The 19,030-nt window shown below is 69.0% G+C and carries 14 protein-coding genes; 5 read left to right on the top strand and 9 right to left on the bottom strand.

Features of this window, described 5'->3' with window-relative positions:
* Positions 1-47 precede the first annotated feature (47 nt).
* Positions 48-764 carry an ECF transporter S component gene (locus HMPREF1008_RS06080; RefSeq protein WP_009278977.1) on the bottom strand — a complete coding sequence of 239 codons (717 nt, stop codon included), beginning with the start codon at positions 762-764 and terminating at the stop codon, positions 48-50.
* Between the two features lie 133 nt (positions 765-897).
* On the opposite strand from HMPREF1008_RS06080, the gene HMPREF1008_RS06075 reads away from it, so the two are divergent.
* Positions 898-1,311, top strand: a complete 414-nt coding sequence (locus tag HMPREF1008_RS06075; protein ID WP_009278976.1) for a hypothetical protein — start codon at positions 898-900, stop codon at positions 1,309-1,311.
* Positions 1,312-1,606: 295 nt separating this feature from the next.
* On the opposite strand, the gene HMPREF1008_RS06070 is transcribed toward HMPREF1008_RS06075, so the two are convergent.
* The 7 genes from HMPREF1008_RS06070 to HMPREF1008_RS06040 form a co-directional block, all read right to left on the bottom strand.
* Entirely contained in the window at positions 1,607-3,037 is a 1,431-nt protein-coding gene (locus HMPREF1008_RS06070; RefSeq protein ID WP_009278975.1) for an ABC transporter ATP-binding protein, read from the bottom strand.
* The gene (locus HMPREF1008_RS06065; RefSeq protein ID WP_009278974.1) at positions 3,037-3,966 is read right to left on the bottom strand and encodes an energy-coupling factor transporter transmembrane component T; all 930 of its coding nucleotides are present in this window, start codon (positions 3,964-3,966) and stop codon (positions 3,037-3,039) included. Before HMPREF1008_RS06065 ends, HMPREF1008_RS06070 begins: the two co-directional genes overlap by 1 nt.
* A gap of 3 nt (positions 3,967-3,969) precedes the next feature.
* Positions 3,970-4,674 (bottom strand): DUF4430 domain-containing protein, encoded by a 705-nt coding sequence (locus HMPREF1008_RS06060; RefSeq protein WP_009278973.1) that lies wholly within the window; start codon positions 4,672-4,674, stop codon positions 3,970-3,972.
* Positions 4,671-9,881, bottom strand: coding sequence for a PQQ-binding-like beta-propeller repeat protein (locus tag HMPREF1008_RS06055; protein ID WP_009278972.1), 5,211 nt, complete (start codon positions 9,879-9,881; stop codon positions 4,671-4,673). The genes HMPREF1008_RS06060 and HMPREF1008_RS06055 overlap by 4 nt, the downstream gene beginning before the upstream one ends.
* 245 nt (positions 9,882-10,126) lie before the next feature.
* A complete protein-coding gene (gene lgt / locus HMPREF1008_RS06050; RefSeq protein ID WP_009278971.1) occupies positions 10,127-10,951 on the bottom strand; it encodes a prolipoprotein diacylglyceryl transferase in 825 nt (274 codons plus the stop codon).
* An 82-nt stretch (positions 10,952-11,033) separates the two neighbouring features.
* A complete protein-coding gene (locus HMPREF1008_RS06045) occupies positions 11,034-11,291 on the bottom strand; it encodes a NifU family protein (protein ID WP_009278970.1) in 258 nt (85 codons plus the stop codon).
* 122 nt (positions 11,292-11,413) lie between these two features.
* Positions 11,414-13,903: a U32 family peptidase gene (locus HMPREF1008_RS06040; RefSeq protein WP_040657036.1), complete on the bottom strand. Its 2,490-nt coding sequence runs from the start codon at positions 13,901-13,903 to the stop codon at positions 11,414-11,416.
* A 568-nt stretch (positions 13,904-14,471) separates the two neighbouring features.
* Here HMPREF1008_RS06040 and modA point away from each other — a divergent pair.
* From modA to modD, 4 genes are all read left to right on the top strand, one after another.
* Positions 14,472-15,305, top strand: a complete 834-nt coding sequence (gene modA, locus HMPREF1008_RS06035; RefSeq protein WP_009278968.1) for a molybdate ABC transporter substrate-binding protein — start codon at positions 14,472-14,474, stop codon at positions 15,303-15,305.
* An 89-nt stretch (positions 15,306-15,394) separates the two neighbouring features.
* Entirely contained in the window at positions 15,395-16,138 is a 744-nt protein-coding gene (locus tag HMPREF1008_RS06030; protein ID WP_232202840.1) for an ABC transporter permease, read from the top strand.
* A complete protein-coding gene (locus HMPREF1008_RS06025; RefSeq protein ID WP_009278966.1) occupies positions 16,138-16,854 on the top strand; it encodes an ABC transporter ATP-binding protein in 717 nt (238 codons plus the stop codon). Before HMPREF1008_RS06030 ends, HMPREF1008_RS06025 begins: the two co-directional genes overlap by 1 nt.
* A gap of 11 nt (positions 16,855-16,865) precedes the next feature.
* Positions 16,866-17,723 (top strand): ModD protein, encoded by an 858-nt coding sequence (gene modD / locus HMPREF1008_RS06020; RefSeq protein ID WP_009278965.1) that lies wholly within the window; start codon positions 16,866-16,868, stop codon positions 17,721-17,723.
* Positions 17,724-17,792: 69 nt separating this feature from the next.
* Here the strand turns inward: modD and tyrS are convergent, their stop codons facing one another.
* A complete protein-coding gene (gene tyrS, locus HMPREF1008_RS06015) occupies positions 17,793-19,010 on the bottom strand; it encodes a tyrosine--tRNA ligase (RefSeq protein ID WP_009278964.1) in 1,218 nt (405 codons plus the stop codon).
* Positions 19,011-19,030: the final 20 nt, after the last annotated feature.

The raw sequence follows: 19,030 nt of genomic DNA, 5'->3' as shown, positions 1-19,030 counted from the left end.
CTCCCTTCCGGCCCCGGTATGCCGGCACGGACGCGCGCGACGTCCCGCTAGAGGCCATACTTCGTCACCACCCTGCGGATGGACCTTCCCCAGGGAAGCCAGATGGCAAGCAGGAAGGCCACGGTCGACGTGCCATGGACCAAGTCGAGGGGCAGCCCGGCGGCGAAGGCGGCAAGCACTCCCGGCCAGGTCAGGGGCCGGACGAAGCCCAGCACGTACCATCCGTTGAGCAGGAGCCCGTAGAGCAGCGCCGACGCAAAGCCGAAGGCGTAGAGCGCCCCGCGCCGACCGAGCATGCCGCGCTCGAAGAGCGCCCCGGCAAGGTAGCCGACGAGGCCCCACGCGTACATCTGCCAGGGAGTCCACGCCCCCTGGCCGAAGAAGGCGTTGGAGGCGAGGGCGGCAAGGGCCCCCACCATGAAACCCTCCCTCCTGCCCAGGGCCGCGCCTGCGACGATGGCGATGGCGCTGACGGGCTTCACGTCCGGGAAGGGGGCGAAGAGCACCCGCCCCGCCGCTGCGGTCGCCGCGAGCACCGCCGTCGGCACGAGCTGGCGGAGCGTCGGGCGCGAGGCCTCGTAGCCCACGAGGAAGAGCGTCAGGCAGAGCACGAGGACGAGCATGGTGAGCCCCGCGCTCGCCTCGACCCCCAGGATCGCGCAGGCCGCCATGGCAAGGGGCACCGCCGCAAGCGAGAGGGGCTCCAACGCGGAAAGCGCCCTGGCCCGGACGGGCCGGGCCACCATCCCTTCCGTGCCGGCCATGCGCGCCTCCCCTCCTCGGTCCGTCCAGAATAGCACCCGTCGCCTTCGCGGGACCGTCCGGCCGACAGGGCAGGCTGCCGCGGGCAAGTGGTCTAGAGTGGAGCAAAGGAGTCCTCGACGAGGGGAGAAGACCATGCTCTACCTTGGCAACTTCAGCTACAGCGACCAGGCGGACCCCGCCGAGAACTACTGCCTCATGCCCGCGCTGGTGGAGGCGGCGGACCCCGAGGAGGCCCTCACCAAGATCGCCCACGCCCTGCAGGAGCTGCACGAGGGCTCGGACCTCCTCGAGGGCGCGGCGCGCATCAACCTCGACTCGCTCGTCGAGCTTGAGGCCGCCCCCTCCGAGGCGCTCATCGCCCAATGGACCAAGGTGGTCCCCTCCGTGGACGGGCTCTCGCTCATCAGCTCGGTCCTGCCCGCCGGAAGTGACGACGCCGAGGCCTATAGCTGGGTCTCGAACGACGCGGACGGGGAACGCGGCCACGACGACGAGGCCTACTACGAAGACGAGGTGGACGAGGAGGCCTTCCTCAGCTTCGAGTAGCGGACCTCTCCCCCGGGAGGCGCACGCCTCGCCAGCCGCCAAGTGCCACCGACGACGCTGCCGTGGGAGCGCGGCGCGAGCGTCCGGTCGACTACCGACGGCGACGCTGCCACGAGAGAGCCGATGTGGGCGGTTCGTCCGCCGCCGCGTGCGAGAAGTGAGCGGTTCCGGCCATCTTTGGCGGAGGACAACCACCCACTTCGCACCTCTCATGGCGCGCTCGCACTGGCGCGCAGCTGACGGTGCCTCCCGCTTGCCTCCTCCTGCGCGCAGCCGGCCCCCAGGCGCACAACGGCTAGCGCCAGAGCCAGGAGCTCTCGAAGAACTCCTGGCTGGGTTCGGTGACCGCTGCCTCCCCGTCGAAGAGCAGGGTGACCGTGTCCGCGAGCTCGCGCGCCAGGGCGAGGTCGTGGGTCGCGACCAGCACTGCCGTCCCGCGCTCGCGCGCGGCGAGCATGGCCCTGCCCAGACTGCGGCGTGCCGCGAGGTCGAGCCCCTTGCTGGGCTCGTCCAGCAGCAGCAGGCCGGGCCTGGCCAGCAGCAGCTTTGCCAGCGCGACCAGCTGTTGCTGGCCGCCCGAGAGGTCGTAGGGGTGCGTCTCCCAGAGGGACTCGCCCAGCCCCAGCTCGCGCAAGGCGCGCACGGCATCCCCCGCCGAGTAGCCACAACGTGGCGCCCACTCCATGAGCTCCTCGCGCACGCTGGGAAGCGAGAGGAGCGCCTTGGGGTTCTGGGGAAGCAGCGCCTGCGTGAGGCCGCGGGCCCTGCGGACCCTGCCCCTCTGGGGACGCAGCAGGCCGGCGGCGAGCGAGAGGAGCGTCGACTTCCCGCAGCCGTTGGCGCCCACGAGGGCCCGGCACTCCCCCCGCGCGAGCGAGAGGTCGAGTCCGCGCAGGACCCATTCCGCGCCGCGCGCGTGGCGGAACCACACGTCGGTCAGGTCGAGGCAGGCGGCACCCCCCTCGTGGTCGGGCCGGGGCCCCGACGGGCGAAGGCCAAGCGCCTCTCGCCCGGAAAGCGCCTCGAGCGACAGCTCCCCCACCTGGCCTTCCTCGAGGAGGAGGGCCTTGGTGGCCGACCCCGCGAAGGGCGCCGGCCGATGCGTCGCCACGAGCACCGTGATGCCCAACTCGCGGTTGGCCCTCCCGAGCAGGGACGCGAAGGTCGCCTCCCCCACGGGGTCGAGCATCGCCGTGGGCTCGTCGAGCAGCAGCAGCCGCGGACGCATGGCCAGGACGGAGGCGAGGGCGAGCACCTGCAGCTGACCTCCCGAGAGCTCCGCGCAGCGGGCGTGGAGCCAAGGCCCCATGCCCAGGAAGTAGCTCGTCTCCGCCACGCGACGGCGCATCTCCGGCTGGGGGACGCCGAGGTTCTCGAGGCCGAACGCCAGCTCCCTCAGAACTCCATCGCAGACGAGCTGGGCCTGGGGGTCCTGGGACACGTACCCCACGAGCGAGACGCCAAGGCGCGCGTCGTTGGCGAGGGACGCCGCGGGCACGCCCTCGACCTCGAGCTCCCCCACGATCCTGCCCACAGGGGCCATCTGGGGCTTGGCGAGGCGCAGGAGGGTGGACTTGCCGCTACCCGTTGCCCCAACGAGCACGGCGAAGTCTCCCTCGTCGAGCTCGAGGGAGACGTCCCCCAGCACGGGGGGCAGGCAGGCGCCCTCGCTGGCGGGATCGGGATAGGCGAAGCCGACGTGGCTCATGCGCAGGGCCTTGGGCATCAGCGTGACCTCCAAGACACTCTGTCCGCAAAGACCGCGAGGCTGGGCAGCAGGACCTGCAGCACGAAGGGAAGGTAGCCCCACCAGGCCATGAGCCGGGGCATCTGGGGATAGAAGTGCCACTGGCCGAGCGCCACCCGGGCGAGGAGGGCGTTCAGCACCCCCAGCAGAGTGAATGCCAAGGCCAGCGTCACGTCCGCAGCGCGCAGGCGCTGCCGGGCGTAGAAGCTCCTGTGAGGCAGGGCTCCCCAGCCTCGGGCACGCATCGAGTCGGCACGCTCGAGGGAGTCCTCCAGGGCCCAGCCGAGGACCACGCCCAGGGAGCGGACCCTGCGGCGCACCGGGAGCGCCCAGTGCGCGTGCGTGGCCGGGCCACCTTCCTCGACGGGCTCGCCTGGGGCGCCGCCCGTCCCCTCCGCCGCCGTGCAGGCGGCAAGCACGCCCTCCGCCTGCCGCACACGGTACAGCAGGCGCGGCAGCAGCTGGAACGTCATGGACGTGACGAGGGCGAGGCTAGGAAGGCGCCCGCCCCAGGCGTCGCGCACGCCGTCCGCGTCCAGGACCTGGCCGCAGCACTCGAACCACAGGAGGACGGAGGCGAGGGTCGCGCCCATGCAGAGACCGTAGAGGAGCGCCTCCAGCCTCGGCGCGAGGGGGCCAAGCTCGAAGAGGACGGTCGATCCCGCCCTGACGAAGAGCGGGTTGAGAAGCACAATGAGGGCGAGGAACGGCAGCTGCCAGCGCAGGCGGGCCAGGATGGCCGAGGGACCGAGGACGAGGGACGAGAGGAGCAGGCCCCCCACCAGCGAGATGCCGACGTAGACCGGCTGCACGACGAGCATCGCCATGAGCAGCGTGGGCAGGACGCAGGCGAGGGGAACCACCGGGTGGCAGGTTGAGAAGGGGCGGTATGGACTTGAGGCTGCCATGGGCTAGACGTAGCTCCAGCTCACGACCGAGCCATCAGACACGGGGCACTCGTCGCTCATGACGCTGGGACTGGAGCCGTCGACCGCGTAGACCCAGCCGTGGCCCCTGGACATGTCCGTGCTCCCCACGCCGTCGATGACGTAGACCCAGCTGCCAGATCCGTAGGGGTTCGCGCCCGCGTCCACCGACGCCACGGCGCAGAGCGCGTCATATGCCGTGGCACCCTCGCGCACGCGGACGGTGGAGGCGCTCCCGTTGACGGAGACGGTGACCGAGATGAGGCCGTCGTCCGCGGAAGGCGCCGAGACCGTCGATTCGGACGGGGCGCCCGCGGACGAATCCGACGAGGCACCCTCGACCGGTTCGTCACTCCCCCTTTCAGAGCCCTCCGCAGGCTTGTCCTGCGGTGCAGCCGACGTCTCTGAGGAGGTGTCCGACGACCGCCCCTCCGAGCTGGACTCCCCCTGATCGCCTGCGCTGGCAGGGCCCTCGCCCGTCGAGCTGGACTCCGAGGCAGCGGCTGCCATGCCCGAACCGGCAGCCGCCTCCTGGGTCGTGGCAAGCGAGGGTCCGGAGACGGCCGTCAGGGATGCCAGCGGGTCCTCTCCCCTCGCGTACTGGGACATGGACCACGCGCAGAAGGCTATGACGAGGACGGAGGCGGCCGAGAGCGCGCCGCGAACGACTTTCTGCCTACGTGCGCTCATGCCCGCTCCTCCTCGTCATCGCGCCTGCACCACGCCAGGCAGAGCGCCAGGACCGCCACGCCGCCCGCCATGCCCACGATGGGCCAGAGCGGAAGCCTCCGCGCGCGGGGGGATGCCAGGTCCGCCTCCGAGGATGACGCGGCATCCCTGGCGGATGCGTCGGAGCCGGAGGTCTTGCTCTCCCGGTCCTGCCGCGACGAGGTGGCTCCGCCGGAGCCTTCGCCGGACGCGCTTGCGCCACCACCGTTGCCGTGCGCCCCAGAGCCCTGCCTGTCGCTCGCGCCACCCGAGCCGTCCTGATTGCGTTGCTTCGGCTGCTCAATCGGGCCGCTGCCGACGAGCTTGAAGAGCATGCCCGAGTCGTTGCCGTAGTAGAGGCTGCCGTCAGCTCCGGCAATCACCGAGGTGATGACGAACTGCTGACGCCCCGCCTCCGGCTCGAACAGGAGCGTCGCAGTCGAATCGCCCGCCTTGAAGAGATACACCCCTCCCGGCAGGGCGTTGCAGGTGAAGTAGACGTAGGTGCCGTCCTCGCCCGTGCGGACGAGCGGGCTGGACTTCACCTCTCCGGGAAGCGCCGCACCGGACTTCAGGACCTCGGCCTTGGAGACGACCCTCATCGACGAGGCGTCTATCTCGTAGATGCCCCCCGCATACCTTCCGTTCAGGAGCCTCCTGCCACCCACGTAGAGCCTCCCGCCCACGAGCGTGGGCGTCGAGGTGCTGTAGTCGCTGAACCTGACCCGGTCCTCCTCGCGAAGTTCGCCGCTTGCACCCAGGGCGAGGCGGTGAAGCATTCCGTCCCTGGTGACCACGAAGACGACCTTGCCGTCGGGGGAAGCAACGACGCCGGCGCGAGATGACTCCCCCAGGTCGAGGGTCCCCAGCTCCCTGCCGTCCGATGCGTCGAGGACGCGAACGGCACCGGAGTCATCCGCGACTATGGCACGACCTCCGACGAGCGTGACGCCTGACCAGTAGAAGCCCGTCTGGGAGTTCTCCCTCCTCCAGCGAATGCTACCGTCCCGCAGGCTCACGCAGAGGAGGTAGCCGCCCTGCGAACCGCCACCGGCGTCCGCTGCGGCAGTGCCGTAGTACAGGTAGCCGCCTTGCACCGTCAGGGTGCTCAGCGACTGCTGGGGCAGGCCGTTGGACTCGGAGAGGGCGTCCTTTATCGCCCACTTGGTCTTCAGGCTGTCTGCCGCGACGGTCTGAAGGCGCCCACCGTGCAGAGGAATGACTACGAGACCGCCGTCGTACACCAGGCGTGCCGTGGAGTCGACCGAGGTGAGGAGTTGGGCACTGCCAAGCTCCTTCCCCGTGGCGGCATCAAGCGCATAGAGGACGTCTCCCCTCGCGACGAAGACCCTACCGCCCACGAGGACGGGATCGCTTGGCGCCCCCTCGCCCGCACTCGGAGCAAAGGTCCACTGCGCCTCGCCGCCTTCGACGGGGGTTGCCGCGGAAGTGGACCCCTTTTCGCCCTCGCCCCTGAAGCCCGGCCATTCGGATGGCCAGTCCGGGAGGCTGAGGCCAGGATCGACGGTGACGTCGTTCTTTGGGTACTCCCTCTTCTCCGTTCCGTACGCCCAGACGATCTCGTCTCCTGGGCCCAGGACGTAGTTGGACGCGTATTCCTTCGACATCTTGCCGTTGACAAAGAACTGCCACCAGCTCCAGCCGCCGTCCTTTCCCTGGACTGCTCCAAGCTGCGATGTCCCGTTGGGAAGCGTCTGCCCTGAGCGGGCGGAGATGGTGTAGATGCCATCGTCCACGTCGAAGCCGGCGTCGTTCAGCACCTGCTTGGAGAGCTGAGCCGCCGTGGTTCCCTCGGGCACAGCCAGCTCGCGGGAAGAGACCCAACTGACGTCTGCGCCCCCCGCGCCCGGCCCCACGACCCGGACCTTGGCCGTGACCATCCTCTTGTCGTCCTCGGGCAGCTTGTCACCGTAGGCCGAGTAGCACCAGACGATGGAATCACCCTTCTTCAGCGTGATTCCGCCCGCCCCCTCGTCGGCGGCGACGCCGTTCACGAAGAGCTGCCAATACCTGCCGGAGTCCTGGTCGTAGCCGAGCCTGCGGCTCCCGTCAGGCGAGCTGATGGTCGAGAGGTAGTAGCCGTACTGGCCGTTCTGGGACTCGTGGGCGAGCCCCGTCCCCTGGAGCATCCTCTCGGTGAGCACATCTGCGGTCGAGCCCTCGTCCAGCGAGTAGCTGGCCTCACGCGTCCAGACCTCGGGGCTTCCGAAGGCATCCCTTCCTATGACGGATGCCTTGACCTCGACCTGTGGCCTGGGTGCGTCGACGCCGCTCGAGCCCAGCACCCTCAGCTGCGCGGAGACCGGCTGCGAGACGAGGGAGCGGAGCCTCTCTCCCCAGACGGGGTCGTCCCCACGGAGCCTCGCAAGCTCGGAGTAGCGCTCGTCCGTCAGCACGGAGCTGACGGTGACCTCCTGGTTGTAGGTGGGCTGGGGGCTGAATAGGCTGAGCATGGTGCTGTTGTCGGCGTTCCAGGCGAGCTGGAGCGTCTCGTTGAGCACGAGCTTCGTGTCGCTCGAGCGGAAGGTGCGCGCCTGGTCGTAGCTGCCCATGCTGTCGTACTCGGGGAACTGCTCGGGAACGACGCCCGCGTGCGCCGACGACTCGGAGACGTTGCGCGCCCAGCGCAGCTCGCCCGAGTCGTCCAGGTACGCCTTCTGGAAGGTGGAGAGGTTCGAGGTGACGCCGAGTAGCGACTGCCCCGCAGCCAGGGCATCGGCATAGCCTGCCTTCGCCTTGGCCATCAGGTCGAGGGCGGAGCCAATCTCCTGGGAGTCCAGGGGCCTAATGCCGATGCGGAGGGTCTTGCTGGCCCTCACCTCGGGATTCTCCCTGCTCTGGATGGTGCAGGTGAGCTCGGCCTCGCCCTCCTGCTCCCCGGGAAGCGGGCGCACGACCCGGGCGGCATAGCCGTTCACCTTGATCGCGTCAGTGGAGCTGGAGTAGCTCACGCGATCCAGCTTGCCGTCCACGCCCAGGGTGCGCGTCGTGGGAAGCTGCAGGTCGGCGTCTATGCCCTCCCCATTCGCCGGGATGGGGCCACCGCTCGAGTAGCTCAGGTTCGGGTAGACGAACCTGTCGTCAAGTGCCGACTGCAGGCGCGCGGACTCAGAGGCGACCTTCTCGGGATCGGCCTTGACCGTGACCTCAAAGGCCTTGGTCACACTGCCGAAGTCCGCCGCCCTCTCGACGTTGGCGTTGAGGTTTGAGTCGTTGGGGACGAGCGTCGCCGTGAGCGTGACCCTCTTGTCCACGGCACCGCGGGTCACCTTGCCCGCCGTGTCGACCGTCGCCTCGTCGGAGCTCGACCAACGAACGCTGGAGTACGCCTTGCGCTGGTCTGCCTGCAGGCTCGAGGGCAGCGCAAGGTCGGAGACCACTGAATCCAGAGAGGAATTGCCCCCGAGGATGGACTCCGCGTCGAGCGCCTGTCCCTCGACCTCCATCTGGCTGTGGAAGTAATCCTGGTCCCAGCCTATGGTGACGCTCTTGGGCTTCGAGACCGCCGTGCAGTCGTCCGCCGCGAAGGCGAAGCTGCAGCTTACGTTGGGGTTGTGGAAGCTGCCGTCGAGGGGCGACCTCCGGTAGCCGATGCCTCCGTCGGCCGCGACGCGCTGGGGGTCTGCCGTCGAGGCGACGGAGACCGTGACTCCCTCGAGGGCGGGCTTGCCCAGCTTCTCCGCGAGCAGGCTGCGCACGAGCTCGTTGGCGTTCTTGTCCTTGCGGTAGCTCGGCCTGAGTGCGCCAAGCGCGTCATCCAGGGCCCTCGCCAGGGCGTCCACCCTGGCCTGGTTGGGGTCGTCATAGAGCTTGAGGCGGACGAGGTCCTCGGCCTTGCTGCCGTCCGGCTCGTAGCTCGTGCGCGCCTTGTAGCCGTCGGAGCCCGTGATGGTGACGGCGTAGGGGCCGTCCGAGAGCGCAAGCGCGTAGCGGCCGTCGGCTCCCGGCCGGTCGGTCACCGTCTCGTCCTCGTCCTCTCCGTAGGGGTCCTCCTCGACATGGGTCACGCTGACCTTCGCGCCTGCGTCGACGCTGCCGTCCGGCTTGAGCCCCTCGAAGCGCACCACGACCTCTTTGAGCCTCAGCTGGACGTCCTGGGTGCCCGGCATACCCTCGGCGGCGACGAGGTCCCTCGACGCCTGGCCGTAGTGTTCGGCTGACGCGCTGACCCGCAGCTTCTGCCCGACCGCGACGCGATAGCTGCCGTCGGGCCGCGGGTCGACCGCCTTGCCGGAGTAACCGCCCGCCCTCACGGAGAGGCTCACCCCGTCGATTGGGGCGCCCTGGGCGTCCACTGCCCTGAAGCGCAGGTCAACGAAGGCGAGAGGGGCGAGCTCCACGCCTTCGGAGCCGGCCTGTGCGGGCGTGAACTTGGGATTGGCGTATTCCTCGTAGCCGTCGGCCACAACCCTCACGTAGTAGGCCTTGGAGGAGTCGAGCTCGAAGAGCCCCCTCGCGTTGGGGCGGACCTCGTCGCCCCACGACTCGCCTTCGTTGACCCTGACCCTCGCGAACTCGATCGCCTTGCCGGTCTTCGCGTCGGTGGGGGCAAAGCCCACCTCGAAGACGGCCGGCGCGGGCTCGAGCACGAGGGTGACCGTGGCGCGCGCAAGCTCCTCGACGCTGCCGTCCCCCATGGCGGTGGCGTCCGTTCCCGGGGCAAAGGCACGGATGGTGAGGGGCACGCTCGCGGCGGAGCCATCGGGGCGGGCGTCGATGACGAACCTGCCGCTCGCGATGTCCCCGGACGGGCTCACGTAGTCGTTCGACTCGACGGTCAGCGCATAGGAATACGACTTGTCGTTGACCAGGGTCCGGAAGTTGAGGGAGGTGATCGGGCTTCTCTTCGTCTTGTGGCCGATGTCGTAGCTCAGTCCGTCGGGAGACTTCTGGACGGCGTCGCCCCCGCCGGAGATGATTCGGGTGTCCCTCAGGAACTGGTCCAGATGCTCCTGGGCCTGGGCGCCGCCCTTGTCCGACGGCCCTGACGTTGGGGCGCCATCCGACTCGAGGCCTGGCTGGGCCACGGCCTCGGCGGCAGCCGCCCCTCCCCCATCGGATGCCACCTCGGCCCAGGCCTGGGCGGGGACGCCGCCCAGCGCCAGGCCGAGAGAGAGCACGACCGCAAGGCCGCCTTGGGCCAGCTTGACCGGTGTGGGAAAGCGCATTCCCGCTCCTCTCGCCCCAAAGGGCACGAAGAGGGCAGGCAGGATGGTGGCGCGGCGCGCGCCCACCAGACGGCACGCCCATGGCGCGCCTCGCCCTGGAACACAGTTCCCGCTGGTCCGGAGTCGAACCGGAATCCTTTTGCCCTAGGCTTTGCAGCTGTAGGACCGTGCCCTCAGTGTCTGTTCAGTTGGTGACCCATTCTAGCAGCTACCCTGGAAAGCCATTGACACGGGCGCATGCGGGGCTACGCCCTGCCCCTCTGGGGACGCGCCACCCCCCTCGACCAGGCCAGGACTCCCACGCCGATCGCAACCAAAGGAAGCGAGAGGCACTGGCCCATGGTGAGCCAACCCGTCCCCAGGAGGTATCCCAGCTGGGTGTCGGGAAGGCGCACGAACTCGACCAGGAAGCGGAAGCAGCCGTAGAGCGCGAGGAAGGTCCCCAGGAAGGTCCCCTGGGGACGCGCGGGGCGGCGGCGCGAAAGCGCATAGAGGACGCAGAACATCACGACGCCCTCGAGCAGGGCCTCGTAGAGCTGCGAGGGATGGCGGTACACGTGGCCACCGCCGTTGTTCCAGAACATGACGCCCCAGGGCAGGCTCGTCTCCTTGCCCCAGAGCTCCCCGTTCACGAAGTTGGCGCAGCGGCCGAAGAAGAGCCCCAGGGGTGCGCCGATGACCGCGAGGTCCGCGACCGTGGGGATGGAGAGGTGCAGCCTGCGACAGGCTAGCGATCCTCCCAGCACCGCGCCGACGAGCCCCCCGTGGAAGCTCATCCCGCCCTCGGAGAGCGCGAGTGTCTTGAGGGGATTGGCCAGGTAGTATCCATCGCCGTAGAAGAGCACGTAGCCAAGGCGTCCACCCAGGATGACCCCGAGGGCGATGCCCACCATGACCTCCGTCAGGTCGTCCAGGCTGAGCTCTATGCCCCAGCGTCTGGAAACCTTCCAGATGGCGACGCCCGCGCAGACGAAGCCCGCGAAGTAGGCCAGCCCGTACCAGCGGACCGAGAGTGGGCCCAGCGTGAACGCGATAGGGTTCAGTCCCTGGTAGATGGCATCAAGCCACATGAAGGCTCCTCTCGCCTGCCCACGGGGCAAAAAATGGCTGCGGCCCCTCCCGGGACCGCAGCGTCGAACGCTCCTACAGGTGCTACCACGCCATGGCGGGCTCGACCTTGGTGACGCCCGGCACGTGCTCCTTGAGGATGCGCTCGATGCCCTCGCTCATGTCGTAGCTCGAGAGCGGGCAGCCCGCGCAGGCGCCCTGCATCTCGAGGGTCACGACGCCCTCGTCGTCGACGTTGACCAGCACCACGTCGCCCCCATCGGCCTGGAGGCTCTGGCGGATGACGCCCAGGGTCGCGTCCAGGAGCTCGCGGTTGACCGGGGTCCTCTGCTCGTCTGCCATGCTCTTCCTCTCCTCGTGCGGCAATTCCCACCACATCGATTCCATTTACGTTGCTGAGTCTACCCAAACCTCGCCGCAAGACTCCGAGGACGCCCCACAAAACCCAGAAGTGACCATCGCCGTCAGTCGATCGCCTCGAAGAGGTGGCCTGAGTCGTGGTTTGCGAGGCGACGGAGGGGAGGTCGGCCCGCCTGGGCGGCCTTGAGCGCGGCGGCGACGCGGCCGACGGCGGAGGCGGCCTCGTCGGGCGAGAGGAGCGTGCAGTCGGCCATGAAGCGCGTCATCCCCGCCGCGAGGAGCTCCGGCAGCTCAGGCGTGGCGTCCAGGGGCGTGGCGGCATAGATGCGACTACGGCCGTGCACGTCGGTCCGGACGGGCATGAGGCTTCCGTCGGTCGCCCTCAGGCTGTGCGGGCGCCTCCTCAGGGCGCAGCGCGGACAGTCGTGTATGCAGCGGTCCGCGACCTGGAGGACGCAATGCTCGCTGGTCATGGCGCGCGTGCGCCCAAGGACCATGCGGCCCGTGGGCACCGAGGCAGCCCGCGCGAGCGCGCAGCCCTCCTCCAGCGTGAGCTCGGGCGAGAGCCAGATGCCCGCGGCGCCGGCGCGCTCGAGGGCGACCGCGGCGCTGGTGTTGTGCACGGGGATGCAATCGCGGACCTCGGCCATGGCACCCCTCCGGGCGGCGAGGGCGAGCTCGCTCACGTTGCCCACCGCGCAGGGCGCCCCGGGCCTCACGAGGGCATCGAGGCGCTCGTGGTCGCACTCGCGGCAGACCTCGTCGAGCCAGGGAACCAGGACGCAGCCCCCGGGCAGCACGAGCCCATCCATGTCCCGCAGCGCCTCGGGCGTGGCATAGAGACGCGTGGCGCCTGCCTTGACCGCCGCCTCCGCCGAGTCGAGGTCGTCCACCAGGGCGCAGACCTCGGCCGCTCCCGCACCCTGCGTGGCTGGTGCGCCTCTCAGGTTTCCCAGCTCGAGCTCGATGTCACGAAGGTCGGGCACCGTGGCGAGGCCCTCCGCGCGCGCCCTGACGGGTGCCTCGACCTGGCGCGTCAGCTCCTCCACCGCCCGGGCGCGCAGCGCATGGACGGCGCTGAACCCCATGCCGCAGCCCTCGTCCAGCTCGACCTCGAACGAGCGGGGCTCGAAGGGGGACGAGCCCATGCGACCCACGTGCTCGACGAGGTCCTCGCGCGTCACGGGACGGGTGCGCGCGGGCTCGACGACGAAGCCCTCCGCCCGCGCCGATGCGCTCCCGTCGCAGCAGACGAGCTCGACGGCGAAGGGCTGGCCCAGGTGAGAGACGACGCGCACGTCTACGCCGCGTCGCGGCCTGAGCTCGCCCGTGGCGGCGCGCGCGGCGTCGTCCATGGCACGCTTCGAGCGAATCACGCGCACGGCGCTGCCCCGAGGCAGCACGCGGGTGGCGCGGCAGCTGATGGTGTCGCCCGGCAGTGCGTCCGAAGGGGCGTGCGCGGTAAGGAACTGGCTGGAATCGTCCTGGGGACGGAGCTCCAGAAGGTCGCCTGCACCGACCGGGCGGTCGAGCAGGACGTCGATCTCGGCGAAGGTCTTGCTGCGGAGGCGCGCGCGACCGCCGTTGGACCCCCCGCGCCTCACCTTTCCGCCGCCCAGGTCACGGCTGCCCACGACGCTTCCCACGAGCTCGCCCCGGTTGTTCGAGCGCTCGTAGCTCATCATGTCGTCGTCCGAGCGGTGGTCCAGGTAGCTGTTGGTGAAGTCGCGGTTGAAGGCGCGGCGGAGCCGGTCGTGGATCAGGTCGCTCTCGGACGGGGTCGACGTGCGCCCGGCCGCGAGCTCGTCGAGGGCGAGGCGATAGGACGAGACGACCGAGTGCACATAGTCGGGGGCCTTCATGCGGCCCTCGACCTTGAGAGAGCCCAGCCCGGCGTCGTTAAGGCGCGCGAGGTCGTCGACCGTGCAGTAGTCCTTGGGACAGAGCGGGCGACCACGGCCCTCGGCGGAGACGACCCTCCCCCGCCCGTCCAGGAGCTCGTAGGGGAGGCGGCAGGGCTGGGCGCAGAGGCCACGGTTGGCCGAGCGGTTCCCCTTGAGCGAGCTCATCATGCAGACGCCCGAGTAGCAGAAGCAGAGCGCACCGTGGCCGAAGCCCTCGAGCTCCACGCCCTCGCGGGCGATCATGGCTATCTCGTCAACCGAGAGCTCCCTCGAGAGGGTGACGCGGCCCACCCCAAGGTCGCGGCACCAGGCGACGCCGCGGGCGTCATGGACGTTGGCCTGAGTCGAGACGTGGCACTCCATCTGCGGGAAGCGGCGGCGAACCTCCATGAGCAGGCCCCAGTCCTGGATGATGAAGGCGTCGGCGCCCAGGAGCCAGGCCTTTCTCACCAGGGCAAGCGCGCGGGGCATCTCGTCGGTGCGGATGACGACGTTGACCGTCACGTACACGCGGCAGCCGACCAGATGCGCGTCGCGGCAGGCGCGCCCGAAGGTCTCGTAGTTGAAGTTATGGGCGCCACGGCGGGCGTTGAAGTCGCTGCCCAGGGCGCAGTAGATGGCGTCGGCACCGGCTGCCAGCGCGGCGTTGAACTGCTCGGGACCGCCTGCGGGCGCAAGAAGCTCGGGCACGCCGTGCCTCTCGCGAAAGCAGTGCGGCGCAGCGGGAATGTGGGGGCGACCCGCCGCCACACCCTCGATCGACTCACAGGCTCTGCTGGCCTGCGCCTCCGCCGGCGCAGCCTTCCCCGATCCGAACGTCCCCATGCCCATCCTCGTCGACGTCCCCTCCAAAGACGGGAGAGACTCTACCCCAGGAGGGCGCTGGACGGCGCCAGAAAGAAGCGAACACAGGCAGAGGCCACGCACGCGACGCTGCTTACGCGTACGTGCGGGACGAGGCGGGGGACGTGCCCCGATGGCGTGATGGTGGGCCGGGGGGCACGATCCAGGCCCATGCGTCCAGGTCGCCTGGCCCTCCATGCCACCATGCATCGCCAGTCGATATATTTTGCACATAATTAAATATAAGAATTTATTATATTTCTGGAATGCGATTAGCTCGCAATATCGATATCCATGATAAGCTATAACGGGTGGAGAGGACCGGCGGCAGGTCGGGCGCGGCGGGAGCCTTGGGGGACCGCGGGCAGTCACCACCCTATGGTCGGGCGCAGCCACCAAAAGATTGGAGAGACCCATGTTCAGGCACGAGCTTACCCACCCAGCAATCACCCGACGCGGACTGCTACGGCTCGGGGCGGCCGCATCGCTGCTCTCCGTCTGGGCACTCCCCGGCTGCTCCGGGAACGGGGCGGACGACGGTGGGACGAATGGGGGCAAGGACGTCGCCTCATCCGCTCCCCTCTCCGGCAAGTCCCTGAACGTGTACTGCGGCGCCGGCATGGCCGAACCGTTCAAGGAGATAGCCCAGAGGTTCCAGGACGAGACCGGCTGCACCATGAACGTCACCTACGCCAATGCGGCACAGATCGCCACGCAGATACGCGAGTCCGGCACGGGCGACCTGTGGATAGCCGGCTCCGTCGAGGAGACGGAGAGGCTGGGGGACGCCCTGGCCGCCAGCACGGACCTCGTGCGGCACATCCCCGTCCTCGCCGTTCCGAGCTCGAACCCCAGGAACATCCAGTCCATTGTCGACCTCGCGAACGCCGACGCCATACTCATAGGCGACCCCGAGTCGACCCCCATCGGAAAGGTCGCTCGGGCGGCGATGACGAAGGCCGGCATCTGGGACGAGGTGCAAGGAAGGGTCTCGACCACGACCACCGCCCCGCAGATCTCCGCCGCGCTCGCGAACGGGCAGGGGGACGCCGGCATCGTATGGAAGGAGAACGTCGGGGAGGGGGTCTCCATCGTGGCGGAGTCCGACATGGAGCCCTTCGCCAAGACCGTCCCCGCGGCGGAGCTGTCAGGCGCGTCCGACGGCGAGGCACTCTCGGAGTTCGTCGGGTTCCTGACCAGCGACGAAGCTCGGAAGATCTGGGAGTCCCACGGCTACGAGACGGTCTAGGGATGCATCGTTCTCACCTGGCGACCACTCGGAGGAGAGAGCTGTTCCCGGTCCTGTGCGTCGCGACGAGCGCGGTGCTCGTCCTCTTCATGGGCACCACCATCCTCGCGATCGCGGCGAACGGAATCGCCCATCTGGGCCTTGCCCTCTCGTCCGAAGAGGTCATGTTCTCTCTCCGCATGAGCATGATGACGTCTTCCCTCTCGACCGCCCTGTGCATGGCGCTCGCCCTCCCGTGCGCCTGGGCGATGACGAGGGGAGGTCTCCCCTGCCGACGCGCGCTCGAGACCCTCGTGGAGCTCACGCTGTCGCTGCCCTACATCGTCCTGGGCTTCGCCCTCCTGGTAATCTTCTCCTCCCCCTTCGGGGTGGCCCTGCGAGACCATGGCGTCTCGGTGGTCTTCCAGCCCGCGGGCATCGTCCTCGCCCAGACGGCCGTCAACGTGCCCTTCGCCCTCCGCATGTCGAGAACCGCCCTGTGCGGGGTCGACCGACGCATGGAGTTCGTGGCGAGGACGCTGGGCGCGGGCTCGTGGGACGTGTTCAGGACCATCACGCTGCCCCTGTGCCGAAACCAGCTCGTCTCGGCACTCGTCCTCACCTGGGCGAGGGGAATGGGTGAGTTCGGCGCCACGCTCATGCTGGTCGGCGTGACGCGCATGCGGACCGAGACGCTGCCCGGGAGCATCTTCCTGAGCATCTCCACGGGAGACACGGACACGGCGATGGCGACCGCGATGATCATGCTCCTCGTCTCTGCGGCCGCCCTGACGGCGGCGAACGTCCTGGGCGGGCACCCCGTCTCGCGCGCAGAAGGAGCTCGTGAGGTCTGATGGGCATCGGAATCGAGATCAGGGGGCTCGTCGTGCGTAGGGGGCAGTTCGTCCTGAGGGTGCCGCGGCTGAGCATCTCCCCCGGCGAGTCCTTCGCCGTGCTCGGACGGACGGGGTCAGGCAAGACGGTCCTCATGGAGAGCATAGCCGGCGCGTGCGAGGTCAGCGAGGGAAGCATCGAGCTCGACGGGACGAACGTCCGCGAGCTCGATCCCAGGGACCGTCGCATCGGGCTGCTGTACCAGGACTGCCTGCTGTTCCCCCACCTCAGCGTGGTGGACAACGTCGCCTATGGCCCGCAGAGGATGGGTGCCGGGACACACGAGGCGCGGTGGCACGCCCAGGAGCTCCTCGACCTCCTGGGGGTCGGCCACCTTGCCGACGCGCATCCCAACCTGCTCAGCGGAGGCGAGGCGCAGCGCGTCGCCCTCGCCCGGGCTCTGGCGACGCGTCCAGGGATGCTCGTCCTGGACGAGCCGTTCAGCGCGCTGGACCCGACCACACGAGGCGACATACGCGACGCCGTGAGGCGCGTCGTCCGCGACTTCGGCTGCACCCTGCTGTTCGTCACGCACGACTTCAGCGAGGCGCAGGAGATGTCGGAGCGCGTAGGCATCGTCCTCGACGGCAGGCTCAGGACCGTGGTCGACTCCACGCTGCTGCTCCGCACCACCCACGAGGACGACGTGGCACGTTTTCTTGGAATCCAACCCTAAGGAGGATTCGCATGACATTCATTCCTGACCAGCGCATCGACCAGCTTATATCCGAGGACATCCCCTACCTCGACCTCACCTGCGAGCTCCTGGGCATCGGAGGGCGGAGGGGGCGCATGGAGTACCTCACCCGCGAGGACTGCGTGCTGGCGGGCGGGGACGTGGCGGCGGGCGTCATGGAACGCCTGGGCGCCACCGTCGTCTCGCTCGAGCCGGACGGGAGCAGAATCGCGGCCGGCGGCACCCTCATGGTCGTCGAGGGCGCGGCGGGCCAGCTGCACATGGGCTGGAAGGTCGCGCTCAACCTCTTCGACCACCTCTCGGGAGTGGCGACGAAGACCCGGCGGATGGTCGACGCGGCACACCGCGCCAACCCCTCCTGCGAGGTCCTCACGACGAGGAAGAGCCTGCCGGGCGCCAAGGACCTCCTCACCCTCGCAGTCCACGCGGGTGGCGCCTGGCCGCATCGCCTGGGCCTCTCCGAGACGGTCCTCGTATTCTCTCAGCACGTGGCATTCTTGGACGGGATGGACGGCCTGGCACGAAGGCTCGCGGAGGTCAGGGGCTCCTGCGTCGAGAAGAAGCTGTTCGTCGAGGCAGGGCCCGACGAGGCCCTGGAGCTCGCGCGCGGCTTGGATGGCAGGAGGCTCGTCGACGGCATCCAGCTTGACAAGATCCCGGTCGACCAGCTGGCGGACCTGGTGCTGCGACTCCGCGAGGCGGACCCGCAGCTGACCCTGATAGCCGCAGGGGGCGTGAACGAGGGGAACGCCGAGTCCTACGCCGCGACGGGCGTCGACGGCATCGCGACCACGGCACCGTTCAACGCACCCCCCATCGACATGACCGCACGGATGGAGGCAATCTGACGCAGCGGGCACCTACCATGCATGGTAGGTGCCCGCATCATGTGCTCGAGGGGACGAGTCCCGAGCCTCCTAGACCAGGCGCGCCCAGCGCTTCTTGCCCGCCTGTACGTAGCAGCCCGCCTCGAAGAGCTCGGGGGCCACGTTGTAGTCCTTGGGGGCAATGGGCTGCCCGGCGACCTTGACGCCACCGCCGTCGATGAGGCGACGCGCCTCTCCCGCAGACTTGGCGATCCCGAGGTCGACGAGCAGCTTGGCCAGGTAGACTCTGCCCTCGTCATTGGGCTGGACCAGCGAGAGGGGGAACTCGGGGGTATCCTCGGGCGCCTCATTCTTCTTGAACTGCGCGTCGAAGGCGGCCTCGGCGGACGCTCCCGCGCCCTCGCCGTGGTAGAGGTCAACGATGTTGCGACCCAGGGCGCGCTTGAGCTGGTAGGGATCGGCGCTGCCATCCGCGAAGGAGGCGTCGATGGCGTCGATCTGGTCGATCCCGAGCGTGGAGCACAGGCGGTAGTAGCGCGGGACCATCTCGTCCGTGATGCTCATGACCTTGCCGAACATGTCGGCAGGCTCGTCGGTGAGGCCCACGTAGTTGTGATAGCTCTTGGACATCTTCTTGACACCGTCGGTGCCCTCGAGCAGGGGCATGGTGAGGGCGACCTGGGGCTCCATGCCCATGGCGCGCATGAGGTCGCGGCCCGCGAGGAGGTTGAAAATCTGGTCGTTGCCGCCCATCTCGAGGTCGGCCTTGATGACCACGGAGTCGTACGCCTGGAGCACGGGGTAGATGAACTCGTGCAGGGCGATGGGCTGACCGCCCGCGTAGCGCTTGTGGAAGTCCTCGCGCTCGAGGATGCGCGCCACGTTGAACTGGCTCATGAGCTTGAGCATCTGGGCAAGGTCGAGGGGCTTGAGCCAGTCGCCGTTATGGACGATGGTCGTCCTCTCGGGGTCCAGGATCTTCATTGCCTGCTCGACGTAGGTCCTGGCGTTCGCCTCGACCTGCTCCTCGGTGAGGGGCGGCCTGGTGCTGTCGCGGCCCGAGGGGTCGCCGATGAGCGCCGTGCCGTTGCCGATGATGAGGGTGACCTTGTGGCCGAGGTCCTGGAACTGGCGCATCTTGCGCAGGGGGACGGCATGCCCCAGGTGAAGGTCGGGGCTGGTGGGGTCGACGCCCAGCTTGATGTTGAGGGGCGTGCCCTTCTCGAGCTTTCCCTTGAGCTCGTCCAGGGGGACGATCTGCATGGTTCCGGACGTGATGACCTTGAGCTGCTCTTCGACAGAAAGCAACGAACTTACCTCCATGGGTG

It is taken from the genome of Olsenella sp. oral taxon 809 str. F0356 (assembly GCF_000233535.1).
GTDB lineage: Bacteria > Actinomycetota > Coriobacteriia > Coriobacteriales > Atopobiaceae > Olsenella_I > Olsenella_I phocaeensis.
The sequence above is the reverse complement of the archived record's forward strand: the minus strand, read 5'-3'. Positions and strand labels throughout refer to the sequence as shown.